21 protein-coding genes and 1 tRNA gene are annotated in these 22,598 nt (G+C 58.3%); 10 read left to right on the forward strand and 12 right to left on the reverse strand.

Going from position 1 to position 22,598, the window contains the following annotated elements; translation table 11 throughout:
* Positions 1-37 precede the first annotated feature (37 nt).
* Entirely contained in the window at positions 38-1,678 is a 1,641-nt protein-coding gene (locus tag WC683_11200) for an electron transfer flavoprotein-ubiquinone oxidoreductase (GenBank protein ID MFA4973173.1), read from the reverse strand.
* A gap of 85 nt (positions 1,679-1,763) precedes the next feature.
* Between WC683_11200 and WC683_11205 the strand changes: the two genes are divergently transcribed.
* The gene (locus tag WC683_11205; GenBank protein ID MFA4973174.1) at positions 1,764-2,762 is read left to right on the forward strand and encodes a tetratricopeptide repeat protein; all 999 of its coding nucleotides are present in this window, start codon (positions 1,764-1,766) and stop codon (positions 2,760-2,762) included.
* Positions 2,763-2,805: 43 nt separating this feature from the next.
* Entirely contained in the window at positions 2,806-3,771 is a 966-nt protein-coding gene (locus WC683_11210; GenBank protein ID MFA4973175.1) for a Fic family protein, read from the forward strand.
* Positions 3,772-3,780: 9 nt separating this feature from the next.
* Here WC683_11210 and WC683_11215 read toward each other — a convergent pair.
* A tRNA-Glu gene (locus WC683_11215) sits at positions 3,781-3,856 on the reverse strand.
* Between the two features lie 176 nt (positions 3,857-4,032).
* Between WC683_11215 and WC683_11220 the strand changes: the two genes are divergently transcribed.
* The gene (locus WC683_11220) at positions 4,033-4,557 is read left to right on the forward strand and encodes a hypothetical protein (protein MFA4973176.1); all 525 of its coding nucleotides are present in this window, start codon (positions 4,033-4,035) and stop codon (positions 4,555-4,557) included.
* A gap of 7 nt (positions 4,558-4,564) precedes the next feature.
* On the opposite strand, the gene WC683_11225 is transcribed toward WC683_11220, so the two are convergent.
* Positions 4,565-4,912, reverse strand: coding sequence for a hypothetical protein (locus WC683_11225; GenBank protein MFA4973177.1), 348 nt, complete (start codon positions 4,910-4,912; stop codon positions 4,565-4,567).
* Between the two features lie 125 nt (positions 4,913-5,037).
* Here WC683_11225 and WC683_11230 point away from each other — a divergent pair, with 125 nt between their 5' ends.
* Both WC683_11230 and dusB read left to right on the forward strand, forming a co-directional pair.
* A complete protein-coding gene (locus WC683_11230; GenBank protein MFA4973178.1) occupies positions 5,038-5,640 on the forward strand; it encodes an energy transducer TonB in 603 nt (200 codons plus the stop codon).
* Complete coding sequence (gene dusB, locus WC683_11235) at positions 5,637-6,596, forward strand: tRNA dihydrouridine synthase DusB (GenBank protein MFA4973179.1); 960 nt, start codon at positions 5,637-5,639, stop codon at positions 6,594-6,596. The genes WC683_11230 and dusB overlap by 4 nt, the downstream gene beginning before the upstream one ends.
* Here dusB and WC683_11240 read toward each other — a convergent pair.
* Positions 6,593-7,177: a Maf family protein gene (locus WC683_11240; protein ID MFA4973180.1), complete on the reverse strand. Its 585-nt coding sequence runs from the start codon at positions 7,175-7,177 to the stop codon at positions 6,593-6,595. The genes dusB and WC683_11240 overlap by 4 nt on opposite strands.
* Before the next feature lie 8 nt (positions 7,178-7,185).
* Complete coding sequence (locus WC683_11245) at positions 7,186-7,593, reverse strand: response regulator (protein ID MFA4973181.1); 408 nt, start codon at positions 7,591-7,593, stop codon at positions 7,186-7,188.
* 164 nt (positions 7,594-7,757) lie between these two features.
* Between WC683_11245 and WC683_11250 the strand changes: the two genes are divergently transcribed.
* Positions 7,758-10,124 carry a hypothetical protein gene (locus WC683_11250; protein MFA4973182.1) on the forward strand — a complete coding sequence of 789 codons (2,367 nt, stop codon included), beginning with the start codon at positions 7,758-7,760 and terminating at the stop codon, positions 10,122-10,124.
* A gap of 3 nt (positions 10,125-10,127) precedes the next feature.
* On the opposite strand, the gene WC683_11255 is transcribed toward WC683_11250, so the two are convergent.
* Positions 10,128-11,183, reverse strand: a complete 1,056-nt coding sequence (locus WC683_11255; GenBank protein ID MFA4973183.1) for an AI-2E family transporter — start codon at positions 11,181-11,183, stop codon at positions 10,128-10,130.
* Between the two features lie 105 nt (positions 11,184-11,288).
* Here WC683_11255 and WC683_11260 point away from each other — a divergent pair, with 105 nt between their 5' ends.
* From WC683_11260 to WC683_11270, 3 genes are read left to right on the forward strand one after another with little or no spacing between them, the layout of a single operon-like run.
* Positions 11,289-12,221 carry a DUF882 domain-containing protein gene (locus WC683_11260; protein ID MFA4973184.1) on the forward strand — a complete coding sequence of 311 codons (933 nt, stop codon included), beginning with the start codon at positions 11,289-11,291 and terminating at the stop codon, positions 12,219-12,221.
* Positions 12,218-13,108 (forward strand): DMT family transporter, encoded by an 891-nt coding sequence (locus WC683_11265; GenBank protein MFA4973185.1) that lies wholly within the window; start codon positions 12,218-12,220, stop codon positions 13,106-13,108. Before WC683_11260 ends, WC683_11265 begins: the two co-directional genes overlap by 4 nt.
* Before the next feature lie 9 nt (positions 13,109-13,117).
* Positions 13,118-14,245: an outer membrane beta-barrel protein gene (locus WC683_11270; GenBank protein ID MFA4973186.1), complete on the forward strand. Its 1,128-nt coding sequence runs from the start codon at positions 13,118-13,120 to the stop codon at positions 14,243-14,245.
* A 14-nt stretch (positions 14,246-14,259) separates the two neighbouring features.
* On the opposite strand, the gene WC683_11275 is transcribed toward WC683_11270, so the two are convergent.
* The 6 genes from WC683_11275 to WC683_11300 form a co-directional block, all read right to left on the reverse strand.
* A complete protein-coding gene (locus tag WC683_11275) occupies positions 14,260-15,291 on the reverse strand; it encodes a DUF933 domain-containing protein (protein ID MFA4973187.1) in 1,032 nt (343 codons plus the stop codon).
* 68 nt (positions 15,292-15,359) lie between these two features.
* Positions 15,360-16,220, reverse strand: a complete 861-nt coding sequence (locus tag WC683_11280) for a hypothetical protein (GenBank protein ID MFA4973188.1) — start codon at positions 16,218-16,220, stop codon at positions 15,360-15,362.
* Between the two features lie 31 nt (positions 16,221-16,251).
* Positions 16,252-17,079 carry a hypothetical protein gene (locus tag WC683_11285; protein ID MFA4973189.1) on the reverse strand — a complete coding sequence of 276 codons (828 nt, stop codon included), beginning with the start codon at positions 17,077-17,079 and terminating at the stop codon, positions 16,252-16,254.
* Positions 17,080-17,280: 201 nt separating this feature from the next.
* Positions 17,281-19,755, reverse strand: a complete 2,475-nt coding sequence (locus WC683_11290) for a sigma-70 family RNA polymerase sigma factor (GenBank protein MFA4973190.1) — start codon at positions 19,753-19,755, stop codon at positions 17,281-17,283.
* A 177-nt stretch (positions 19,756-19,932) separates the two neighbouring features.
* Positions 19,933-20,145, reverse strand: a complete 213-nt coding sequence (locus WC683_11295; protein MFA4973191.1) for an ORF6N domain-containing protein — start codon at positions 20,143-20,145, stop codon at positions 19,933-19,935.
* Positions 20,146-20,356: 211 nt separating this feature from the next.
* The gene (locus WC683_11300) at positions 20,357-22,012 is read right to left on the reverse strand and encodes a peptidase (GenBank protein ID MFA4973192.1); all 1,656 of its coding nucleotides are present in this window, start codon (positions 22,010-22,012) and stop codon (positions 20,357-20,359) included.
* Between the two features lie 125 nt (positions 22,013-22,137).
* Between WC683_11300 and WC683_11305 the strand changes: the two genes are divergently transcribed.
* Positions 22,138-22,587 (forward strand): OmpA family protein, encoded by a 450-nt coding sequence (locus WC683_11305; protein MFA4973193.1) that lies wholly within the window; start codon positions 22,138-22,140, stop codon positions 22,585-22,587.
* Positions 22,588-22,598: the final 11 nt, after the last annotated feature.

A 22,598-nucleotide genomic window follows, 5' to 3' on the forward strand; every position in this document is an offset into this window, starting at 1 on the left:
GTGTCAGGCACCTGTTTGATGCAGACGACCGTCTCCATCACATCCCCTTGTAGTTCGGTCCCCCGCCGCCCTCGGGCGGTACCCACGTGACAATCCTGTACGGGTCCTTCACGTCGCAACTCTTGCAGTGGAGGCAGTTGGCGGGATTGAGATGCAGTCTGTATTCGCCGTCCTCCTCCTTTATCATCTCGAAGACGTTCGCAGGGCAGAAACGCTGGCAGGGATTCCCGTACTCGACCTTGCACCTGCCGTTGCAGATCGATATGTCGTCGATCTTTAAGTGGCAGGGCTGGTCCTCCGCATGTTTTGTGCCCGACGCGAAGACGCATGAGAGCTTGTCAAAGGTGATCCTGCCGTCAGGCGCGAACGGCATCTCCTTCGGCGATCCGATCTGAGCGAGCTTCAGCATGCACAGCGCGTCCTCTTCGACCTGGATGCGGTCCGTAAGCCCCCTCCCCCCTGTCAGAAACTGCAGGGCCGCGCATATCGTGCCGCGCACTAAACCATTGTGGAATCCCTGATGGAAGTTTCGCGCGCGCCGCATCGCCGCGCCCACCCAGCTCTTCCTGAGCCTCTCCTCGTATGCGGCGAGCCTCTTCGCAGAGGTATCGTCGGCCGCCAGCGCTTCGCATATCGTCTCCGCGGCGAGCATGCCGGACTTCATCGCGAGATCTATGCCCTTGAGCTTCATCGCGTCGAGCACGCCCGCGGCCTCGCCGATTATCACGAAACCGTCGCCATAGGCGCGCGGCATCGCGTACCAGCCCCCCTCGGCGATGGTCTTTGCACCGTAGGAGACGAGCCTCGCTCCCTCCAAAGTGTGCGCCACAAAAGGATGCGCCTTGAAGCGCTGCAGAAGCTCGAACGGGTGAAGCATGGGGTTTTTGTAATCAAGGCCCACGACGAGCCCTATCGCCACGAGCCTGTCGCGCACGTGGTAGATGAAGCTGCCGCCGAAGGTGTCGAGCGACAGCGGATAACCCATGGTGTTGATGACAGTCCCTTTGCGGAACTTCCCCTCGCTCACCTCCCAGAGCTCCTTGAGCCCCACTGCATAGCCCTGCGGGATGCAGCCAGCATCCAGACCCTTTGCGGCGATGAGCCTCTTGGTGAGATGCCCCCGCGCGCCCTCGCCGAGGACCACGACCCTGGCCCCAACATCGGTCGGGGGAAGGACATTGGGCTTTGGTTTTCCGTCCTTATCAAACCCTTTGCCCTTGAGGCGCACTCCGTTTACAGCTCCACGGGCGTCGAACAGTAGTTCATCCGCGGCCTCGCCGGTGAAGATCTCCACGCCCTCGCGCTCGGCCTGTTTGCCCAGCCACTTCACGAACTCGGCGAGCGACATGAGGTACTTGCCCCTGTTGGAGAGGGGTGGAGGAACTATCGGTATCGGAATCCTGCGCCGCTCGGTGAGGAAAGAGAGCGACTCGTGTTTGATCTTCGGCCCGATCGGGGGATCGAGCTCGCGGAAGTTGGGAATGAGTTCCTCGAGCGCGCGCGCGTCGAACGTGGCGCCGGAGAGGCTCTGGTCCCCCAGATTGGGCGCCTTCTCTATGACCGCCACCGCGATCCCGGAGAGCACCGGGTCCTTCTTGGCGAGCCGCTTGAGGAGTATCGCGCCGGCCAGCGACGCCGGACCTCCCCCCACGAAAATGACGTCGAACGAGAGGTGCATGATTCGCTATAGGGCAATTAACCACATGTGATGTCAAGAGTTTCTGCTTTGAACGACCCCACGGTTCTGCTATCCTCTGCACGTTATGGAGCAGCATGGCGAATCGCTGAAGGAAGATCGACATGACTCGCAGCCGGCGCGGCCGAGGGTCATGGGCATGAGGCGCGAGATATTCCTCGCGATCATCGCCGGGGTCGTCCTCCTCGGGTGCATCGTCGCTATCAGACAGAGTTTCAGGGAAGGACAAGAGACGAAGAGGCTGGCCGAGAAGGCGGCGCAGTCCGGACCGAAGAAGGACATCGCATCGCTTCGGGACGCAGCCCTGTTGGCGCCCCGCTCCGCCGGCGCACATCTTGACCTGGCTGAGGCGCTGGCAGCAGGGGGGAGACATGCCGAAGCCGTGGATGAATACAGGAAGGCGCTCGAGCTGGACCCGAAGCTGGAGCGGGCCCGCATGGGGCTTGGTCTTTCGTACGGAGAACAGGGCCGTTATGAGGACGCGATCAGGTCCTACGAAGTCGTCCTGAGCTCTGACCCCGGCAACGCAGAGGCCCACTATCAAAAGGGCATGGCTCTTATGAGCCTTGGCCGCAGCGAAGAAGCGATCGGCTCTTTCAGCAGCGCCATCGCGATCAATCCCGAATATTCCCGAAGGGCCGAAGCTCCCCAGGCAGCTGACGAGGGGACGACGCCTGCAACGGACGACGGGCAGACGGCTTCGGCGGCCGAAGATGAAGATCAAGGTGGAACGGTGGATGGTGATAAGGATGGGGAAGAGATTCCACTGACGATGTCCGAAGAGGCCGAGGATCAGTTCGTACAATCAGGAACCCTGGAAAACGATTCCATAGGGATGAACATTGCGCTCGGCACGCTGTTCAACTCTTTCAAGAAATACGGACAGGCGAGCCAGGTGTTTTCAAAGGTGCTTTCAATCGAATCCAACAACGCGGGCGCGCATTTCGGCCTCGGAATAGCCTCTCTCGGGCTCGGGGACAGGAACCGCGCCATAGCCGAGTACAACGTGCTCACCTCGCTCGACCCAGAGCTGGCATCGAAGCTCTTGACCGAGCTGAACAAGTAAACAGCCCCTTGACGATGATAGTATCATATGATACTATCATACTATGAAAAGGCCTCCATACAGCCTCACGGAAAAGATATTCGCGTCATCATCCGAGATCCAACGCCTGCTCGGTAGATACGAGGGCATAATGATGCCCAAACCGAGCGTCAAACTCAGAAGATCAAGTCGCATCAAGACTATTCAAAGCAGCCTGGAGATCGAAGGCAACAAGCTTACACAGGAGCAGGTCACCGCCATACTGGACGACAAAAAAGTCCTGGGACCGCAGAGGGATATACTGGAAGTGAAGAACGCGATCGCCCTCTATGATCAAGCGGATTTGTTCAACATCCTTTCCGAAAAGTCGTTATGCAAGGCGCATTCCATCATGATGAAAGGCCTTATAAAAAGCCCGGGGAAATGGCGATCGGGCAATATCGGCGTCATCGATGGGAGCAAGGTGAAGCATGTAGCTCCGAAACCGAATATGGTGCCGAATCTGATTTCCAATCTGTTTGAATTCCTCAAAAACGAAGAGAAGAAGAAGTACTTAATATCATCCTGTGTGTTTCATTATGAATTGGAATTCATTCATCCGTTTGAAGATGGAAACGGCAGGATGGGCAGGTTTTGGCAGCACTTGATCTTAACCAGGTATCATCCGTTGTTCGAATACACGCCGATAGAATCGGTCATTAGGGATCATCAAAAGGATTATTATTCAGCGCTCGAGAATGCGGACAAGAGCAGCGAATCGACTGTCTTCATCGAGTTTTGTCTTGAGGCCATCCTGAATAGTCTATCGAGTTTCCTCGACGAACTTAAGCCGGAGCCGCTCACCACCGAAAGTCGCTTGGAAAATGCAAAAGGGCAATTCGGCAAAAATTGGTTTTCCCGAAAAGACTACATCAGATTTTTCAAAACCATATCCACGGCAACGGCAAGCAGGGACCTCTTATTTGGAATGGAATCAAAGTTGCTCGAAAAGAAGGGAGACAAAGCGACCACTGAATACAGGTTTGTTTGAGAAGGGGTTTGGCGCTCCCAACCGGACTCGAACCGGTGTCTTAGCCTTGAGAGGGCTATGTCCTAAACCGCTAGACGATGGGAGCAAAAGGCGCCACCTCTGACGCCAAAATTGTCGCACGCAATTAGCAGATTCCTGAAGACGAGGCAAGCGCTTAAAATTTCAAGAGTTCTCAGTGCTTTACAGAAAACGCCACCGCACGCCCGCCAGCTGATCCACTATTTGCTTGCCTTTGAGGGAATATGGGGTATTTTGCGTGCCATGGGCTTTGCAGGGAACATGCCGGCCCTGCTGCTGATAGGGCCAACAGGCTCCGGAAAGTCGCCCCTTGGGGCGATGCTGGAAAAACGCACAGGCTGGGTCCATTTCGATTTCAGCCACGAACTCCGATCGATCGTCCGCGGCGCATCAGACCACGACCTCACTGAAGAGGAAATCGCATACATCTCAAACCTCCTGTCGAGGCATGAACCGTTCTCCGACGACAAATCTCATACCATGAAAAAGATCGTCGGCTCCTTCATCAAGAAGAACAGCGGAGCGCCCGGTGTCATCCTCAACGGTCTGCCGCGGCACATCAAACAGGCGAAGGACATCGACGATCTAATAGAAGTCAAGAAGGTGGCGGTGCTCAATGTCGATCATGCGGGGAGAGACGACGACGCGCACGAGACCGCGCCCATGATAGAACATTTCAGGAGAAGCGGGACGAGCATCATAGACGTCATAGTCGAGAACGGCACCACCGAATCGCGTATCGCATCGCAGATCCTCGAGTGGTTCTGACGCCTCATCATCCGCCGCGTCTCGGGGACTTGCGGTGGAACAGCAGGAGCACGCCGCATACGATGAGGGCGGCCGGCAGCAACGGCAAGTCGATCGCGTATATCTCCCCCGCCCCCGCCAACACGAAGACCGTGCCTATGATCAGCCAGAAGGTGGAGACGGTGACGCCGGCGATCAGCCTTGCGACCGCTCCACCCAGGATGATCGCGCCGATTCCAAAGGAGCCCAACCCGTGAGGGATGGCCTTGAACAGGAAAATCGCGCCGATCCATATGAAGAAGAGCCCCCAGCATACTGCATCTATGCGGGCGCCTGAAATACTGCGGGTTTTCTCCGTTCGATCCTCGATCTCCATAGCCCCTCCCACGAGGGGAAAATTACCATATGCCCCTGTCCAGTCAAGGGATTAGCCCGGCGAGGATGGGGCTTGCGCGAAGCCGCGCCGTCGAATAATAAGCCTGGGACTGAGAGGTAGGCGTCATGCGGCTCAAATTCGCGATAATCATATCCGTCTTCATCCATCTGGCGCTCATCCTGTTGCTGGCCGCGGGCGTTTTTCTGAGAGGAAGAGACGATGCGGCAGGTCCTGGCGACGCCGTGAGCGTTTGGATCGAGGCGGGAGAAGGCGCAACACCGAGCGCCCAAAGCACGGCAAGGCAAATGTCCCTGCCGCGCTCCTCCGATTCCATGACATCCCAAAGTGAGGACCTATCCGATCGCAGGAAAGAAACCCCTGCCTCGACGGGCAGCGCGAATGGCGCAGGCAGCGGAGCGGCGAGCGATGGCGCAGGGATCGCGGGCAGCGTTGGAGCAGGCGGCAATCCCGTGCTCGCCAAGATTTGGAGAAAGATAGACCGCTCGAAATATTATCCGAGCGCAGCGCGCCGCCGCGGAATAGCAGGGGCGCCGAGCGTAACATTCGCCCTGAACGAGGACGGGGGCGTGAAGTGGCTGAAACTCGCCCGCTCGAGCGGCGAGGCGGTGTTGGACGACGCCGCGCTGGCCACCGTGAAGAGGGCGGAGCCTCTGCCCTACTACCCTGGACCGATAACGCTGGCGGTCAAATACTCCTTGGGAGAATGATGTTCAAATCGCTTCGCATAGGTTCGTTGAGCCTCAAGAACAACCTGATCGCAGCACCGCTCGCAGGGCTGTCGTCGCTGCCGTACCGTATGCTCGCGATGGAGATGGGCTGCGCGCTCGCCATATCCGAGATGGTCTCCGCAGAAGGCGTGACGAGGGCGCAGGAGAAAACGCGGCGCTACTTCGCCAACGACGCCTCCGTCAGGCCGTTCGGGCTCCAGATCTTCGGGGCGAAACCAAAAGCGATCGCGGATGCGATCCGCGCGCTCGACGGCGAGTCCATGGATCTCATAGACATCAACATGGGCTGCCCTGTGAAGAAAGTGGTTTCAAAGGGCGCCGGCGCGGCCCTGCTGAGAACGCCGAAACTCGCCGCAGAAGCGATAACAGCCGCGCGCGCAGCCACGCGCCTCCCCCTCACCGTGAAGATCAGGACCGGCTGGGACGCCGGGTCGATCAACTGCGTCGAGATAGCGCGCATCGCGGAAAATTGCGGAGCAGATGCGGTTGCAGTTCACGGGCGGACCAAGGCTCAGCTCTACTCAGGCAATGCCGACTGGTCGCACATAGCGAGCGTCAAGGCCGCCGTCTCGATACCTGTGATCGGCAACGGCGACGTGCGCACAAGGGAGGATGCTCTCCGCATGCTCTCCGAGACCGGGTGCGACGGCGTGATGGTCGGCCGCGCAGCCATCGGCAATCCCTGGATATTCAGGCAGATCCTCGATCCTGCGTACCCTGGCCCCACGCGCATGGAGCGCGGCGAACAGGCCGCGAGGCACCTGGACATGCTCTGCTCTTTCATGGGTGAACGCCGCGGCGTGCCGGTCATGCGCCAGGTCCTGCCGTGGTACGGAAAGGGTATTCACGGGGTGAGAAGATTTCTGCAGCAGGCAAACCGGACTTCGCGGGCATCGGAACTAAAGGAATCGATCTCTCTTTTCTTCGCTTCTTAGCTTCTCAGCCTCTCAAGCATCTCAAACAGCGCTGGCATGGATATGCCGATCACGTTGGTGAAACACCCCCTCACCGACTTCACCAGGCACGCGCCTTTTTCCTGAATCGCGTACGCGCCTGCCCGCCCTTTCCACTCGCCCGTGGAGATGTACCAGTCTATCATGCGGTCGGTGAGCCTTACGAACTCCACTTCAGTGCGGGTGACCTCCGTGCGCATCGCAGCGTTCGCCACGTCGCGCAGCGCTATGGCGGAGAGCACCTCGTGGGTCCTGCCGGAGAGCTCGCGGAGAATAGCGCGCGCATGCGCCTCGTCTTCGGGTTTTCCGATTATCTCTCTCGCCAGGCCGATCGCGGTGTCCACGGCCACGATGACGGCGTCGAGGGTCGGCGGCACTGCGGCCTCCGCCTTCGCCTCCGCCAGCCGCTGCACATAGGCAGCAACCCCTTCACCGGGCGCAGGCCGCTCATCTACGGAGACGACCTGGGCCGCGAATGCGATCCCGGCCTCTGACACAAGTTTGCGCCTGGCTGAAGATGCGGTGGCCAGCACGATCGGACGTCTGAGTTCGATGCAAGACATTATTCGCATCAATTGGGGGATGAATCGTCTTTGTTCGAATCCATCTTCGACTTCGCTATCAGCCGATCGATCACCAAAGCTATCTCGGTATGGTCGGTGAGCTTTTCAAGATAACCCGATATTCCGTAAGTGTCATTCGTCTGCATGCCGTTGGCCTTGGGCACAGCGGTGAGAACCAGTATCGGAGTTCCTCTCAGGGATTCGTCATTCTTGACGGCGTTGCAGAAATCGTAACCGTTGAACTTGGGCATCATGAGGTCGAGGATCACGAGATCGTATCCGCCCTTTTTGAGCTTCTCCAGCGCCTCCGCGCCATCGCGCGCCTTTGTGACGGCGTATCCCTTGTAGTCGAGCCAGTCGCCGAACACGTCGAGGAAGTCCTTTTCGTCGTCCACAAGCAATATTCTGTTCGGCATTAGAGCCCCTTGGTTTTTTCAATACAAACTATATCACCCGGCGGCCTGCGTTACAAGCAGAGCTCTTGAAATCTAAGACACACCTCCGATATTGACGTATGAAGCCGGCCGGGATAGGTTTCCCATCCTTTCACACCTGTAAAAGATGACAAAAGGAGCATGACATGGCGTTCGAAATCGGCCCAAGACGCGGAATCTACGTTGAAATCGCGAAGGAAATGAAGGCGGCGCCCCCTCCTCTCTCCAAACAGGAACTCGCCGCATTCGAGGAATTTGATCTGGTGTACAGGACCCTATGCGCCCTGCTCTACAACTATGTGCCTACATCAGGCCACCCGGGCGGATCGATATCCTCTGGCAGGTTCGTCTCCGCTCTCATCTTCGACAACATGGACTACGATCTTGCCCGTCCTGACAGGGACGATGCCGACGTCATCTCTTACGCAGCCGGCCACAAGGCCCTGGGGCTCTACGCAATGTGGGCGCTTCGCAATGAGATCGCCCGCATGGCCGCGCCTGAGATGCTCCCCAAGGACGAGCGTCTGCAGCTGAGAATCGAGGACCTGATCGGCTTCCGCAGAAGCCCTGCGACCGACACGCCCTTGTTCAAAAAGTTCAACGCCAAGAATCTGGACGGCCACCCGACCCCCGCCACTCCGTTCATCAGACTCTCCACCGGCGCATCAGGCGTAGGCGTGACGAGCTCGCTCGGGCTAGCGTTCGGTGCAGCGGACTACTATGGCGCCCATGCGCCGCGCGTTAACATCGTAGAGGGAGAGGGAGGGATGACGGCGGGTCGCGTGGCCGAGGCGCTGGCAGCGGCGGGGACCGCCTCTCTGGGAAACGCCGTGCTGCACGTGGACTGGAACCAGGCATCCATCGACTCCGACATGGTCTGCCGCGACGGCGAGAAACCCGGCGATTACGTGCAGTGGACGCCCGCGGAATTGTGCTATCTCAACGACTGGAACGTCATCTTCGTGGCCGACGGGATGGATTTTCAGCAGATCGCCGCTGCGCAGCGCAGGGCCGCCTCCATGAGCAACAGCCAGCCGACGGCCATAATCTACCGCACTATCAAGGGCTGGAAGTACGGCATGGAAGGCAGGGCATCTCACGGCTCGGGCCACAAGCTGTGCTCCGACAACTTCTACAGCGCCCTGACGGAGCTCATGGGCGACGCGGGCGAGAAGTTCCCGCGCTGCAGCCCCCAGGAAACCCGATGCAAGAAATCGGGCGACGCGGCGGTGATAATGGAAGACTGCTTCTGGAAAGCGCTCGGCCTCCTCAGGGGCGAACTTGCGAAATGCAAAGCCGCGCCGAGCATGCTGGGTGCGAGGCTCAAGGCCGCGAAGGAAAGGCTGGAGAAAAAAGCGAGAAAGCCGAGAAATGACGCCCCCAACGTGGATGCGATCTACACGGCGGCCGAGAAAGGCGCGGGGAAAACGCCGTCGGAGCTGGAGCTCAAGCCGGGCGCATCCACCACGCTGAGAGGAGAGCTGGGACGCGCGCTCAACTATTACAACAAGCTGAGCAACGGCGCGATCCTCGCCGCCTCGGCTGACCTTCTGGGCTCCACCAATACCAACATCGTAGGCGAGGGCTTTGCCAAGGGCTTCTACAACGCGGCAGGCAACAGCACGGCCAGGATCATCTCAGCCGGGGGAATATGTGAAGATGCGATCTGCGGACTCATGTCCGGGCTTTCGAGCATGGGGCGCCACATAGGGGTCGCCTCTTCCTACGCAGCATTCATAGCACCGCTGGGCCACATACCCGCCCGCCTGCACGCCATCGCAAACCAGGCCCAGAAGGAAGCGAACGGCAAACACCATCGGCCGCTCGTCATGGTCTGTGCGCACGCGGGACTTCCTACCGGCGAGGACGGGCCCACGCACGCCGATCCGCAGGCGCTGCAACTCCTGCAGGAGAACTTCCCGCGCAATACGATGATAACGCTCACCCCCTGGGATCCCAAGGAGGTCTGGCCCCTGCTCTCCGCAGCCCTAGCAAAGAGGCCGGCTATCATCGCGCCCTTCGTCACCAGGCCCAACCTGACCGTGCCCGACAGGACAGGGCAAGGGCTTGCGGACGCGAGTGCAGCCGCACAGGGGATGTACATGCTCAAGAAGCCCACGGGCAAGGCGCAAGGCACCGTGGTGCTGCAGGGCAGCGGCGAGACATATATCTTCATCGACGAGGTCCTTCCCATGCTTGAAAAACAAGGGATCGAACTCAACGTATACTACGTCACCAGCGCCGAGCTCTTCGACATGCTGCCCGGCTCGGAGCAACGGCGAATTTTCCCGGAGGAACACGCGCGGGAGGCCATGGGCATCACCGGCTTCACCATGCCCACATTGTATCGGTGGGTCGCCGGCGACTACGGCCGCGCCATGTCGCTCTCCCCGTTCATGAAGGGCCACTACCTGGGCAGCGGCAAGGCCGGCATGGTCTTCGCAGAGGCGGGGCTGGACGGCGAAAGCCAGTTCAAGACCGTGATGAAATACATAAAGGAAAAGGGGAAATAGCCTTCAGCTTTCAGCCGTGGCAAATTCACGCTGATAGATACGAAGCGACGCCAAAAATAACGCGAGCAGCACGGGCCCGAACACGACCCCGATCGGCCCGAACGCCCTCACCCCGCCCAGCAAAGCCACGAAGAGGAGAACCGGGTGCACCTTGACCACTCCCCGCATCGCGAGCGGTTTGAGAACATTGTCCACGCTCGAGACAACCACTACGCCGTAGAGGAGGAAGAGCGCCGCAGCATCCCAGCGCCCCATGGCGGCCAGCACCGCGGTCGCCCCTATGTAGCACACCGCCGCGCCGATTATGGGGATGAACGCGGCGAGTATCGCTATAATCCCCCACATGATCACGTTTGAGAAACCGGCGACCCAGAAACCCACGCCTATGAGCAGCCCCTGCAGGAGCGCGGTCCCTATCATCCCGAGGAGCAGGGCGGATATCATGACCCTTATTTCGCGCGACATCTCCTTCTGATGCACTGCCGAGAGAGGCAGGACGCGCAGCACCAGGGCGGATATCCTTGCCCCCTCGGCGAAGAAGACTACGAGGAATATCGCCACGAAGAGGAGGCCCAGGGCTATCGACGCGGTGGATGAGATGAACTGAGGCGAATACTGGTACAGGAAGTTGGCAACGGCCTTCAGCCCCTGGAGTATCGTCTCCCTGAGGTTGATCACCAGATTCTCGCCGCCGGGCAGAGTAGCTATCCAGGAATTGACCGCCCTGCCGGCCTCGTCCAGGAATGGGCCGAGATGACCCGCCTGAATCTGCTCCATGAGCCGAAGCGCAAAACCGACCATTTTGACCGAAAGCAAGGTAAGCACTAAGGCGATCGGGATCAGCACGATACAGAAACAGAGCAGGGTCGAAACGATCGCCGCCGCATAGTGCCGCTGTCCGAAAAGCCGATCGAGCTTGTGGTAAAAGGGATAGAAGACCGTCGCCACTATGGCGGCCACGAACGCCGGGCTCATGAGGGGCGAAGCCATATAGAGAAATGTGACGACCAGTATGACGAAGAATACTATGAAAGCCGCTCGCGTCACCTTCGGGGTCATGTCTGCCTCCTGGTTTCGTTGAAAATAGCATACGAGGTCCATCCAAGTCGAGCATTTGACATGGCTTATGAAACGTCCCATAAATGGGCCTTCGGGGGGGGACCGATGAAGGCGATCGCAGCAGCCGCAGTCCTATTGATCGCATTGGCCGCAGATTCTCACGCTGCACAAACCGGATCGCGCTATTTCAACAGCGGCGACGGAAGGCTCTCGCTCGCTACGAACAAGGGCAACGCGCGATTCAACGGAATATATCGAAACCCTGACGGAAGCTACGATGAATCCGCCCTCAGGCGCATCAATCAGATATTCCTCGCACGCTACGAAGACCCCTCCTCGCGGATATCGCCGAGGCTGATAGAGCTCATAGACTTCATCCAAGACCGCTTCGCTCCGAACGCTCTCGTCACCATCACCTCCGGCTACCGCAGCCCCCGGTACAACACCAACCTGAGGAACAACGGCGCGCTGGCGGCAAAGGCCAGCCTCCACCAGTACGGCATGGCGGCGGACCTCTGGATAAAGGGGGTATCCTCTGAGGAGGTCTGGAATTTCATCAAGGATTCGGGTTTCGGAGGCGCCGGCTTCTACCACGGGAAGAACATACACATCGACGTGGGGCCTGCGCGCTCATGGGACGAAGCCACCTCCGGCGTGGGGACCGACATATCCGAGGACAACAAGCTCATAGGGATCGTCGCCGGCAGGGACATCTACCTGCCGGGCGAGGCGATCTCGCTGCGATTCATAAGGATGACCGCCTTCCCCATAGGCGTGGGGCGAAAGTTCGTGCTCGAGGAACAGGACAGGAGAGGGCAATGGAAGGAGAACCTCTCCTTCGCTCCGACATTCGCCCAGGATTCAGGCGCGGACTGCCCTTCGTTCAGCACGATAGCACAGATGTCCGGATTTGAATGGAAGCTGCCAGGCGATCTCAAACCGGGCAGATACCGCGTGCGCGCCGACTTCTGCGAGAGCCGGTACGCGGAGATGCCTGCCTGGATCGTAACACCTGAGTTCGAGGTGAGGGCAAGATGAATCGCTGCCGCACCATAGTATGCGGTATCTTCTGGATGGTCTTCGCCCAGCTGCTCTTCGCTACCACATGGGCTGTGATCAAGTTCCTGGGCAAGTCCATCCCAATAATGGAGATCGTCTTCTTCAGGGGGCTGGCCTCCGTCGTCATCATAATATCCTACATGAAGCTAAGGGGATTGAGCCTCAAGGGACACAACTACAGCGCCCTCTTTCTCCGCGCCCTGTTCGGCTTCGTGGCCATGTCGCTCTCGTTCTATTCCATGACCAGGATGCATATCGGCGACGCAGCCACCCTGTTCAACACCCTGCCGATATTCGTGGCCCTTCTCGCGCCTCCTTTTTTGGGCGAGGACTTCTCGCTCGGCAAACTAGCCTTTGTCCTCGTGGCTTTCGTAGGCATAGGCCTCATACTCAAGCCCGACTCCTCGGTCTTCGAGGGCGCCGCAGCATTCGCGCTCATGGCTGGATTTCTGGGGGCGCTGGCGATGCTCTGCGTGCGGAAGATGGCGACCTCTGACTCCGCCCTGATCATAACGCTCTACTTCACCGGGTTCACAGCGCTCTGCTCCGCCCCCTTCGCCTTCAGCCGCTTCAAGGCGCCCACAGCCGAGGAGTGGGGATGGATCGCCTTCATAGGGGTGGCTCTCACGATCGCGCAGATAATGATGGCCCACGCATACAAGCTCGGGCATGCGTCTACCATAGCGCCCTTCAGCTACGCCTCGGTGATCGCATCCTATTTGCTCGGCCTCTTACTCTTCAGCGAAATCCCTGACCTCTGGTCCGCTCTCGGCGCCGCCCTGGTCATAGGCAGCGGAATAGTGATGATGTTCTTCCCGCCCACCACTGAAGATCGCGAGGAGATGCGTTCGGCCAAGGTCACATAGGGGATATCGATGAAAAAAAATATTTCAGCCACCCTCATCGCAGCGCTCCTGGCGCTCATCCCTGCGACAGCCGGCGCTGAGAATTACGTGACCGGAGGTTTCGAGGCGTTCGGCCACGTGGTGACCGGAATCGGCTTTGAGAAATTCAGCAACAACCCTGTCACCGAGTGGACCAACGACGGCACCTTTCCGGGCGTGATCGGATCGTACATACCGAACGTGGCGGCCGGGACCCTGCCCTCACCGGGCCAGGACAATTTCATGTTCTACGTCGACGATGCGGAGCTGGACATAGTCAAGACGTTCGGAAAAAATATCGGGATCAGGGCAGACCTGGAGTTCGGAAGGCTGTCATCGGGATCTTTCTTCGATTTCAACATGCAGCAGGCCTATCTCACCGCCAACATACCGATGGGCAACGGTTTGGAGTTCACAATCGGCAGGTTCTGGGGGCCCGCCGGTTTTGAGGGCAACGACGCCTTTGACAACGAGATCATATCCTGGAGCATACTCACCAGGGCAAATCTTTATCCATACATGTACACCGGCATAAAGGCCCGCTACGAGTTCAACGACAACCTCGCACTCTCATTGGTCGTATCCAACGACAACGTGAGCGACACCACTGCAACCATGGACGACGTGCCGTCGTTCACCGCGCACCTGCGCATCAACTGGGGCGAGGAGGACCACGAGAACACGGTAGGCATCACTCCCTTCTTCGGTCCGGAGAGCGGGGACAACACCCATTTCTCGTACGGGATGGACGTGGACTGGTACGTATATCTCACCGAATCCCTGAGCATCGGCGGCGAAGGCCTCTTCCGCAGGGACAACGGGTTCGGCGGGCCCAACTCGGAATATGCGGCCGGAATTTTCGAGATCTACTACGACCTCACGGAGGCGGTCTACGGCGTGATACGTTACTCGTATTGCAGGCAATTCGACGTGTCCAACGGCGTGCTGAACCTCACCGGCGACAAGCAGCAGATCCACGAGGCGAGTCTGGGCGGAGGCTGGTGGTTCGCGGACAACGCGGGACTAAAGGCCGAGGCGCGTTTCGACTACATCGCCCCTGACGACAACGCGAATCAGTGGAACGTGGGCGCCTCGCTGGCGTTCATGTACGGATTTTGACGATTGATGAAGGCCTAGACGTTAAAGCGGAATGAGATGATGTCCCCATCCTTCACGATATAATCCTTTCCCTCAAGCCTCTGCTTGCCCGCTGCCTTGGCCCCGGCAAGGGTCCCGCCGCATGCGATGAAGTCGTCGTAGGAGACCACCTCCGCCTTGATGAAACCGCGTTCGAAGTCCTTGTGTATTGCGGCGGCCGCCCTCGGTGCGCTCGATCCCTGCGGAATGAGCCACGCCTTCACCTCGTCCTCTCCGACCGTGAAGTAGCGTATGCGGCCCAGGAGTTCGAATGCGGCGCGTATGATGCGCTCGAACGCGGGCTCTGCGATCCCCATCGGCTCGAGGAAAGACTGGCGCTCGTGAGGCGGAAGCTCCGCTATCTCGCCCTCCAGCATGCAGTTGATGCCTATCACAGGGGATGCGGCCGCCCCCTCATTTGCGAACGCCTCGGCGAACGACAGGTTGTCGTCGCGCACGTTCACGACCACTAGCTCCGGCCTCAACGTCCAGAATGCGAAGCCGCGGAGCATGTGCCTTTCGTCGTCGGACATCGCCATCGCCCGCAGGGGCTTGCCGGCCTCAAGGTGCTCCTTCGCCCGGGGCAGCACCGCCGCGTGCACAGTCTCCTCGAACCCATGCGACTGTTTGGGGATCCTCTTGAGCCGCTCCAGCCTGTTCTCCACGATCACGAGATCGGAGAAGGCCAGCTCGTCGGCCAGCTTCCTGTAGCGGGCCGTAACCTCAGAGACGTCCGAGGCTGTGAAGGCGTCGATCACGTGCACGAACGCGTCGGCCGTCGTAAGGCTCTGCCTGATGGAGTCCCACGTGCTCTCGCCGGCCGCGTTGACGTCGATGAAGGGAACCCGGGCGGGCGACACCTTGGCAGGGGAAAAGATTTCCACGAGCCTGTCGAAGCGTTGATCAGGCACCGCAGCCACGCCCCTTATGCACGGCTCGCCGAATATCTCGCTGCTCTTCACGCCGGTCATTACCTGAAAGAGCGTGCTCTTGCCTGACTGCGCGAGACCTATGATTCCTATCTCCATAGGGATACGCCTTATCACGATCACTAGAAAAAATCAGCGAAAATTCGATGAGTTAACTACCCGATCAATCAACGGAAGGCGGCTGTCGACATGCCCAGCGCCAGAATGGGAGTCTTTCCGAGCATGAGCGCCTGCGAAGCGGGATTAAACGCCAGCATCGCGCCGTTGCCAAGACATGGGGCCGAGCTGATCCGCCCGAATTTCACGCCCGCAGCTTGAGCAGCGCTGACCAAGGCCTTTGTCCCATCATCAAGTTTCGACCCGCGTCTCAAACCCTTCGAGAAACAGACGAGAGCGCCATTGAGGCGTTCGGCGCCTATCCCCAAGTTGTCGAATTCCCTCGCAACTCTCAACATTTCAAAGAAATACGGGTCGAAGAGCTTGCCCTTTATTATATCTCCGAAAAATTGAACTATCCCGGCCGGCACCCTTGTTGTCCGCCACGTGCCTAGATGGGTAGTCTTACAGAATTTTTGTATGGCTGCACAAGTCTCTTCCCGGTCCTTGAGCTCGGGGAATCTGCTTACAGCGGAAATCCCGCTCTTACTATCGTGGAGAATAAAGGCGAGGTCCCCGGGCACAGGCGAATCGAATACGATGCCCTGCCCTTTCCCAAGCAATGCAAATCCATATCCCATCGCGACCGGCCTTGCGGATAGATTCAAGCCGCTCTCGTAGGCCCTTCCCCATACGAGCGGTTTTATGCTGTGACGAAAGTTCTCCTGGTAAAGTCCTCCGAGTCCTGACGCGCGCACCGTCTTCACACGTCGGCCCGACGGCAACCCATCCTTCTTGGGGCTCAGCTCATGGAACCTGGACCTGCAGGACTTATCGACTGCTCCTTTGCTCATCGGCCCGCCGTCCGGAGCCACGGCCCGCACTGCGTCGTATTTCACCCTGGCGGCCGGTTTTATACCTGATTCGGACATGCAGACTCCTTTGACACATCGCCGCTGCCATTCACAAGGTTTTCCTACGGAAAACCTTGAAGGAGTGCCAGCCGCCCTCTTGAGTGGTCGCCATGACAAGCCCGCGAATCAAGACATCCTCGCCAATATACAATGAGACGATCTGCTCCCACTTGTTGGCATTGAATTCGATAGTGTCATATCTCGGCCAATCGCTCTGAAGGACGAGGAACCCGTCGACCATCACGTCCCTGCCAAAATATTCAAACAATCGTTCTTTGCCATATCGATCGAGCATACTGGGGGACGGGTTTGCCCAATAGACGACATCCGCAGAGGTCGGGGCATCCACGTCGGTCATCTCATGGGCATACTTGAAACATCCGCTCTCAAGCTCTGCACCGTAGTACTGTCGCATCTGCCTTGAATGAATGCGATAGACCTGTGCATCAGGCTCCTTGACCATCACCCTGCAGCCCAGCTCAAGCAATGCAGCGGCAGTGTGCGGCCAGAAGCCGGAGCCATTTTCGATCACCGTAACATCCTGCGGCATCTTCTTTCCGCAGAGCAGCAGATGGATATCCTCCAGCTTGGGGAAAAAGAGCCTCTTGCTTCGAATTGCATCAAGATCTTCATTCATTGCATGAAAGAAGCAACGATCAAACGGATTGAATTCATCGGCAGGGACGCGATCCCTCTCGATCATCGGCTGATACATGAGTATCGTCTTTATCTTAGAGCTGAGATTCACGCAGTCTTCTGCCGCAACGGGCGTCTGTCTGCCGATATGCAAGGCCGACAGCGCAGCTGCAGGCATGGCAGCCAGCCGAGCAAAAGGAGGAGGACCGGGAATTGTTGGGACCAGCGATTTTGCGAACATGACGCTCCTTTGCCTGATTGCGACCTTCTTATCGGCGCAGACGGGCAAAAGTTGCGTCAAAAGCACGTCCCTGATTATCTAATTATTTCATACAGATAATACGACACCCGTTTGCAACGATTTAAACCTGTCATCTAACGAGCCGTAAGGAAGCAGGTTCGGCACGGATCTGGAACGCCAGGGCAGAGGAGAGGCAGATTCTTACAGCATCTCCCGCAGGGCCGAGGCATGCGGGCCGTTTGCGAGCTTCTTGAGGGCAGAAGCTGCAATCTTACTGACTCTTGCTTGGCCCACGCCGAGTTCCTCCGCAGCCTCTGTCTGACTGAAGCCCTCTATGAAGTGATGACGCAGGACAAATTTCTCCTGTCTGGTCAAGCCGGATTCTTCTATCGCCCGGTTGAGCCTTTCTTTCTTGTCGTCGACGAGGAGTATGTTCTCAGGACGCGCCTCCTCAGGGCTTGCAAGGACGTCCTCGTATGTGAAATCTTCCTCTCCATGGAGCGGCGCTGACATGGAAACGTTTCTGCGCATGATCTTGCTTTCCCTGAGCAGCGCGTGGCCCATCCTCCACGGGAGCGAACTGTTTACATACGTATCAAAACTTGCAGTCCAATTATGAAGATTGATTAAAATTTGAAGTTCGATCCTTCCGATCTGAATCAGCTCGTCTATAGTCAAATGGACTTTGCCGAAGCGAGCATGCATCTTATAAGCGATGCGGGTTATGAGCGGCGTGTAGAAGAAGGTGAGCTGGTCGAGCGCCCTCCTGTCGCCGGTCTTCGCCAGCTGCACAAGCAGCGTCTTTTCATCCTGCGCCAGGCGCCCGCCACCCTCCCATCGCTTAGCCTCGATGGCCGAATATATATTCAGCCCGTATTTCTCGGCAGCCCAGTCGATCATCCGCCGGCCATCTCCCGCCTCCACCCAGCGGTCGTTGAGGTAGGTGTAGAGGCCGAGCATCGCCGATCCCTTGCCGCCCACCTTCAGCTGAAAATGTCGCTGCAGGAGGCCGTCTGAATTTCTCACGCCGGCCGCACCCATCAGACCCATGAGGTAGTGGCTGACCACCTGATCGGGGACGCGCCGCCAGCTGGCGAGCTTGCCGCCGGAGGGCTTTGTCCAGCGCAGCTGCAGGCCGAAAGGCATCTCCGTAAATTTCGGCGCTCCGCAATCATCGAGCATGATATCGACTATCTGCCGCGTATCCGCCTCCGCCCTCTTGAGGGCGTGATGATTGTAAAGCCCGCTCAGCATCTGGTCGATCTCCGGGATCCTCGTTCCCCAGATCTCGTTGCGGCCGATGAATCGCACGTGGGGCAGGCCGTTGATCTCCTTGATCCTCTCCATGAAGCGCATGATCGTCGCGGCCGGGACCATCGTCCACGGCCGCGTCCTGTCGTATCTCAGGCAGAGGCACTGCTGTTCATAGGGGAGGTCCGCGAATTTCTCCACGCCGAGCTCATCGAGCATGTAGTCGATTGTCGTCCCGGGATAGCCTTCCGGCGCCTTTCGCCGGCAGTGCTCATGCAGGCCGCCCAGCGCCACGCCGATCTCCTCGATCACGATCACCTTCAGCGGAACGGAGTTCAGCGCCCGTGGGTGGGGGCACTTCAAGCCGTTCTGCTCGGGCATCAGCCCCCTTGCGATTTCGAGGAGCTTGAGCTGCACCGACTTAGGCACCACTTCCCATGTTATGTTGTCGCGCTGTTTGAGACCCTTGAGCTGCAAGTCCCAGGGCAGTTCCTCGATGCGCGCAACGCCCGCGTCGTTCAATATCGCCTCTACCGCCTTGCCAGGATCGTCCGTGCGCCTTGCGTAGAGCTGATACAGGCCGATCAGCGTGGAGTCCAGCTCTTCTATCGTGAACTCCTTGAAGTGGTCGCTGGTCAAAAAGCGCGGGTGTACTACTCCGGCTTCCTCCGCCAAGCGGGTGAGGAAATAGCCCTTGAGGGATGGGCCCACGCGCTCCCAGTTGATCCTCTGGTAGCGGAGCCTCAGCATCTTCGCCTGGTCTGAGAACGGCAGCTCGTCCAGCGATGGTACTCCGAGGCGGTCGAGCATGAAATCGATGATCCCGCCCTGAGCGCCCTCGCTCTGCCACAGCTCGCGATAACTCTTGTAGATTCCCTGGCACTGAGCCCTCCATCCGGGCAGAGTGGCCCTGAAGTTTTCCTGGCCCAGCAGGCGGGGATGGGGGAGTTCGTTTGCCTGCGCGATCATTTCGAGAACCCTGATCTGCGTGCTGTGCGCCATGTGCAGCAATTTCACAAGGCCGAACGGCTTGGCATCGACCCTCATGCGATCGATCTCCGCTTGGATGCGCAGCTCCTCTGCAGGAGAAAATGTGTAGCGATAGCGCGCTAGGCCGCGGGTTCCATACGTGGAATAGATGCCAGGGATAATCGTGGCCCCACCCTCTACGAAAGCGAGGGCAGACGCGATCAGCGCCTTTGACGGCTCGAAGGAAAGAACCCCTCGAACGTAAGCGGCATCGGCGAGGCTGATCGCCTGCGACGGGCTGACAAAACCCTGACTCGCAAGCGCCGCGTGATCGATCGGACTGTGCTCATCAACAAAACGCATCACCTGGCGATCGAGCGCAGGCCTCACTTCCTCGATTGTACCTTTATCAAGCTCCACGAATCGAGTCTGACAGCCCGACGAAGATGGAGGCATGCCAGAGACAGTGATACCACGGACGGAGGCCGAAGCCGACATCACGCGCAGCTGGGAAGCCAGGTTTGTAACAAACTGGGGCATGCCCAGCCGAACTACCTCAAAAATTATGCGACGCCCAGCACTTTTTTTGAGTTTTAGTCCGACGAGTTCTAGGGCATGAACCGGGCGGGCCCATTATTTCCCTGAAGGTGTGAGCAGGAAGCCAACTTTCTTTCGCGCCTTTGCCTCGGGCATGAGTAGCGACTTGATCGCAGCGAAGACGATCCTGAATCGCGCAACCCCTTGCTCGATGAAGGCATAGGGTGCAGCGCGCCTGAGCCACCACGGATTAAAAGTCACAAATTGTGACTTTAGATTTGTAAGTTCTTGTTTTGTAAGCTGAAACATAAAGTCAGAGGAGTCTTTTCGAACCTGTCATCTAACGAGTCGTACGGAAGCAGGTTTGGCACGGATCTACTATAGTATTTATGCGACGCCCAGTACTTTTTTGAGTTTCATAGCCCGACGAATTCTAGGGCATGCGCCGGGCGGGAAGGAGCTCTGCCCCCCGCTGCTGAAGCTGCTTTCGGTCGGTCACCGATTATCCCGTCTTGCGCAATTATTTGTACGCGTACACTGGCCTTATATCGACTGGCACATCCGAGAGTTTTGCGATTGCGGACTTGATCTCAGGGCCCATCTTCTTCCATCTCTCCACGAACTTCTTCGCCCCCGCGTAATCGCCGGTCGCCTCGATCATGAGAAGATCGCGGGCAAGGTCGCGGATCGCGGGTCCGATCTTTGCGCGGTCGATGGAAAAGAGTCCGGTCTTTTTGTCGTATGCGATCGCAGCCTTTGACATGAGATAGTTGAACTGCATGGCGTTGGCGCCGCCGTGCGCCTCGCTGATCCCAAAGCGCATGGAGCGAAAGAGTCCGGCAAGATACGTGGGCCACACCGAATCCAGAAAGTTCTTCGGATAGAGCCCCTTGCCCGTGAGATAGATCGCATTGTACACGCCGAGCGTGTCTGCCTTGCACTCCTCGATGAGCGAGTAGAGGTCGCTGAGTTCCTTATTCACCGTAGTGTCAGAGTCGCCTTTTTTTATCTCTCCGGGGCCGACGCCGTGCGATACCTCGTGCAGAAGCGTGTGCGCGAAGAAGGCCTCGAAGTCCACGCCCCTCGCATCATCTTTGGACATCACGCGCGCTGCGATCGGCGCAAGTATCTTCTCGAACTTGGCGCGCTGCACGTTCTTGAGCATCACCTTCTTGGAGCCCTCCTGTTTTCTCACGCGCTCGTCGTTGGGCAGGTTGAAGGCCAGCGTCTGCACGCCCGACTTGGTGTCGCCGGCAGAAAAAATGAGCTGCGCCACGACTATGGGCGAGGTGAGGCTCCGGCCCCTGCCCTTGTGCTCCTCGGGGATCGGGAGATTGGCCTCCAGCTCGGCCAGATAATCCACGACCTTGGCGAGCCTGGCACTCTCCTTCGGATCCACGCGCGTGACAAAGGACTCGAACGCGGCCTTGTATCCCATGAGGTTGTCCTCATAGACTTCATAGGGTCCGATCGCCACCTCGATGTCATGCCCTTTCATGCGCACCCAGTCCACGTCGCTCTGGAAATAATCGTTGGAGAGAAATGCCTCCGCGCGGTTTGAGAGATAGCGTTTGAGAGAGCTGTTCGAGGCAAGCTTCGCCGCTTTCTTGAGACTCTCGGCAGCAGGCACGAGCCATTCCCGATACTCCTCGGAATAAGGGATCGCGGCGAGGAACTTTCCCTTGCGCCTGATGGCAGTGAAGTTGCTCTCAAACGCTTCGCGGTCAGAGGGATTTTTCTCGATCCAGCGCTGAAACTCCGCCTTTGTCATGTCCTCGGGATACAAGTTCGCGCCCGCCGGTTTTTTGCCAACGCCCTCCACAAAGGGCTTGTCGTGAGTGAGCCTGTCGAACGGCCCGAAGTTGATCTCGAAGTATTCGTACGTGTCCGGCGCAGAGCTTCTCTCTGAAGCGAGTTTCTCGCGGATCTTCGGATTTTTAGAATACACCTGCCTCAAGAATATCTCGTCCATGTAGCGCGAGGCATTCACGAGCTCACCCACCAGGGCCCTCTGCCTTGAGTCCAGCAGCCCCTTGTCGACCTCTATCTTGGCCGGCGCGAATTTCGCAAGCTGACCCTTCACAGCCATATCCCCCTCCGATTTTATGGACGCCTGGCCAGGCCCTGCCACGGCCGCGGCCAGGATCAGAAATATTATTGTCTTTCGAGCCTTCATAGTCCCTCCATGTCCGTGCGAAATGCATCAGGCATGGGCTGAAAGCAAGCCATTTTAAGAGGATTTTTGCCCTTGATTTGACGGCCGCCAGGCTCTAGCTAGTAATGCATAGGAGGACTTACATTATGAGGATACGCCATCTGTCTCAAACGCTCACCCTGGCGGCGATCGCCGTGATCGTCATCGCCGGCTGCTCGGCCCGCTGCAAGGACTGCGGCAAGACCGTGAAGGTCACGACGCTCGACGGCGTGCTCTTCGACTTCAACAAGGCCCTGATAAAGCCGGAGGGCAAGAAGGTCCTGGACCAGGACGTTGCGCTCATCAAGCAGAGCAAGTCGCTGGACATCTCGATAGAGGGCCACTGCGATATAGTCGGCTCGGACAGCTATAATCAGCAGCTCTCCGAGAAGCGCGCGCGCGTGGTGTACGACTATTTTCTCAAGAACGGGATCGACGCGAAACGCATGAGGACCGTCGGCTACGGGAGAACGAAGCCCATCGTGCCCAACGACAGCGCGGCAAACCGCGCCAAGAACCGCCGCGTGGAGATACATATAATAAAGGCAAGGCCGTAATATGAACAAAG

The sequence above is a fragment of the bacterium genome (assembly GCA_041648665.1).
In the GTDB taxonomy this organism is placed as follows: Bacteria; UBA10199; UBA10199; order 2-02-FULL-44-16; family JAAZCA01; genus JAFGMW01.

Coding starts and splice junctions, on each gene's coding strand:
- WC683_11200 (MFA4973173.1), bottom strand. CDS start 1,678: ATGCACCTCTCGTTCGACGTCATTTTCGTGGGGGGAGGTCCGGCGTCG.
- WC683_11205 (MFA4973174.1), top strand. CDS start 1,764: ATGGAGCAGCATGGCGAATCGCTGAAGGAAGATCGACATGACTCGCAG.
- WC683_11210 (MFA4973175.1), top strand. CDS start 2,806: ATGAAAAGGCCTCCATACAGCCTCACGGAAAAGATATTCGCGTCATCA.
- WC683_11220 (MFA4973176.1), top strand. CDS start 4,033: ATGGGCTTTGCAGGGAACATGCCGGCCCTGCTGCTGATAGGGCCAACA.
- WC683_11225 (MFA4973177.1), bottom strand. CDS start 4,912: ATGGAGATCGAGGATCGAACGGAGAAAACCCGCAGTATTTCAGGCGCC.
- WC683_11230 (MFA4973178.1), top strand. CDS start 5,038: ATGCGGCTCAAATTCGCGATAATCATATCCGTCTTCATCCATCTGGCG.
- dusB (MFA4973179.1), top strand. CDS start 5,637: ATGATGTTCAAATCGCTTCGCATAGGTTCGTTGAGCCTCAAGAACAAC.
- WC683_11240 (MFA4973180.1), bottom strand. CDS start 7,177: ATGTCTTGCATCGAACTCAGACGTCCGATCGTGCTGGCCACCGCATCT.
- WC683_11245 (MFA4973181.1), bottom strand. CDS start 7,593: ATGCCGAACAGAATATTGCTTGTGGACGACGAAAAGGACTTCCTCGAC.
- WC683_11250 (MFA4973182.1), top strand. CDS start 7,758: ATGGCGTTCGAAATCGGCCCAAGACGCGGAATCTACGTTGAAATCGCG.
- WC683_11255 (MFA4973183.1), bottom strand. CDS start 11,183: ATGACCCCGAAGGTGACGCGAGCGGCTTTCATAGTATTCTTCGTCATA.
- WC683_11260 (MFA4973184.1), top strand. CDS start 11,289: ATGAAGGCGATCGCAGCAGCCGCAGTCCTATTGATCGCATTGGCCGCA.
- WC683_11265 (MFA4973185.1), top strand. CDS start 12,218: ATGAATCGCTGCCGCACCATAGTATGCGGTATCTTCTGGATGGTCTTC.
- WC683_11270 (MFA4973186.1), top strand. CDS start 13,118: ATGAAAAAAAATATTTCAGCCACCCTCATCGCAGCGCTCCTGGCGCTC.
- WC683_11275 (MFA4973187.1), bottom strand. CDS start 15,291: ATGGAGATAGGAATCATAGGTCTCGCGCAGTCAGGCAAGAGCACGCTC.
- WC683_11280 (MFA4973188.1), bottom strand. CDS start 16,220: ATGTCCGAATCAGGTATAAAACCGGCCGCCAGGGTGAAATACGACGCA.
- WC683_11285 (MFA4973189.1), bottom strand. CDS start 17,079: ATGTTCGCAAAATCGCTGGTCCCAACAATTCCCGGTCCTCCTCCTTTT.
- WC683_11290 (MFA4973190.1), bottom strand. CDS start 19,755: ATGCCTCCATCTTCGTCGGGCTGTCAGACTCGATTCGTGGAGCTTGAT.
- WC683_11295 (MFA4973191.1), bottom strand. CDS start 20,145: ATGTTTCAGCTTACAAAACAAGAACTTACAAATCTAAAGTCACAATTT.
- WC683_11300 (MFA4973192.1), bottom strand. CDS start 22,012: ATGAAGGCTCGAAAGACAATAATATTTCTGATCCTGGCCGCGGCCGTG.
- WC683_11305 (MFA4973193.1), top strand. CDS start 22,138: ATGAGGATACGCCATCTGTCTCAAACGCTCACCCTGGCGGCGATCGCC.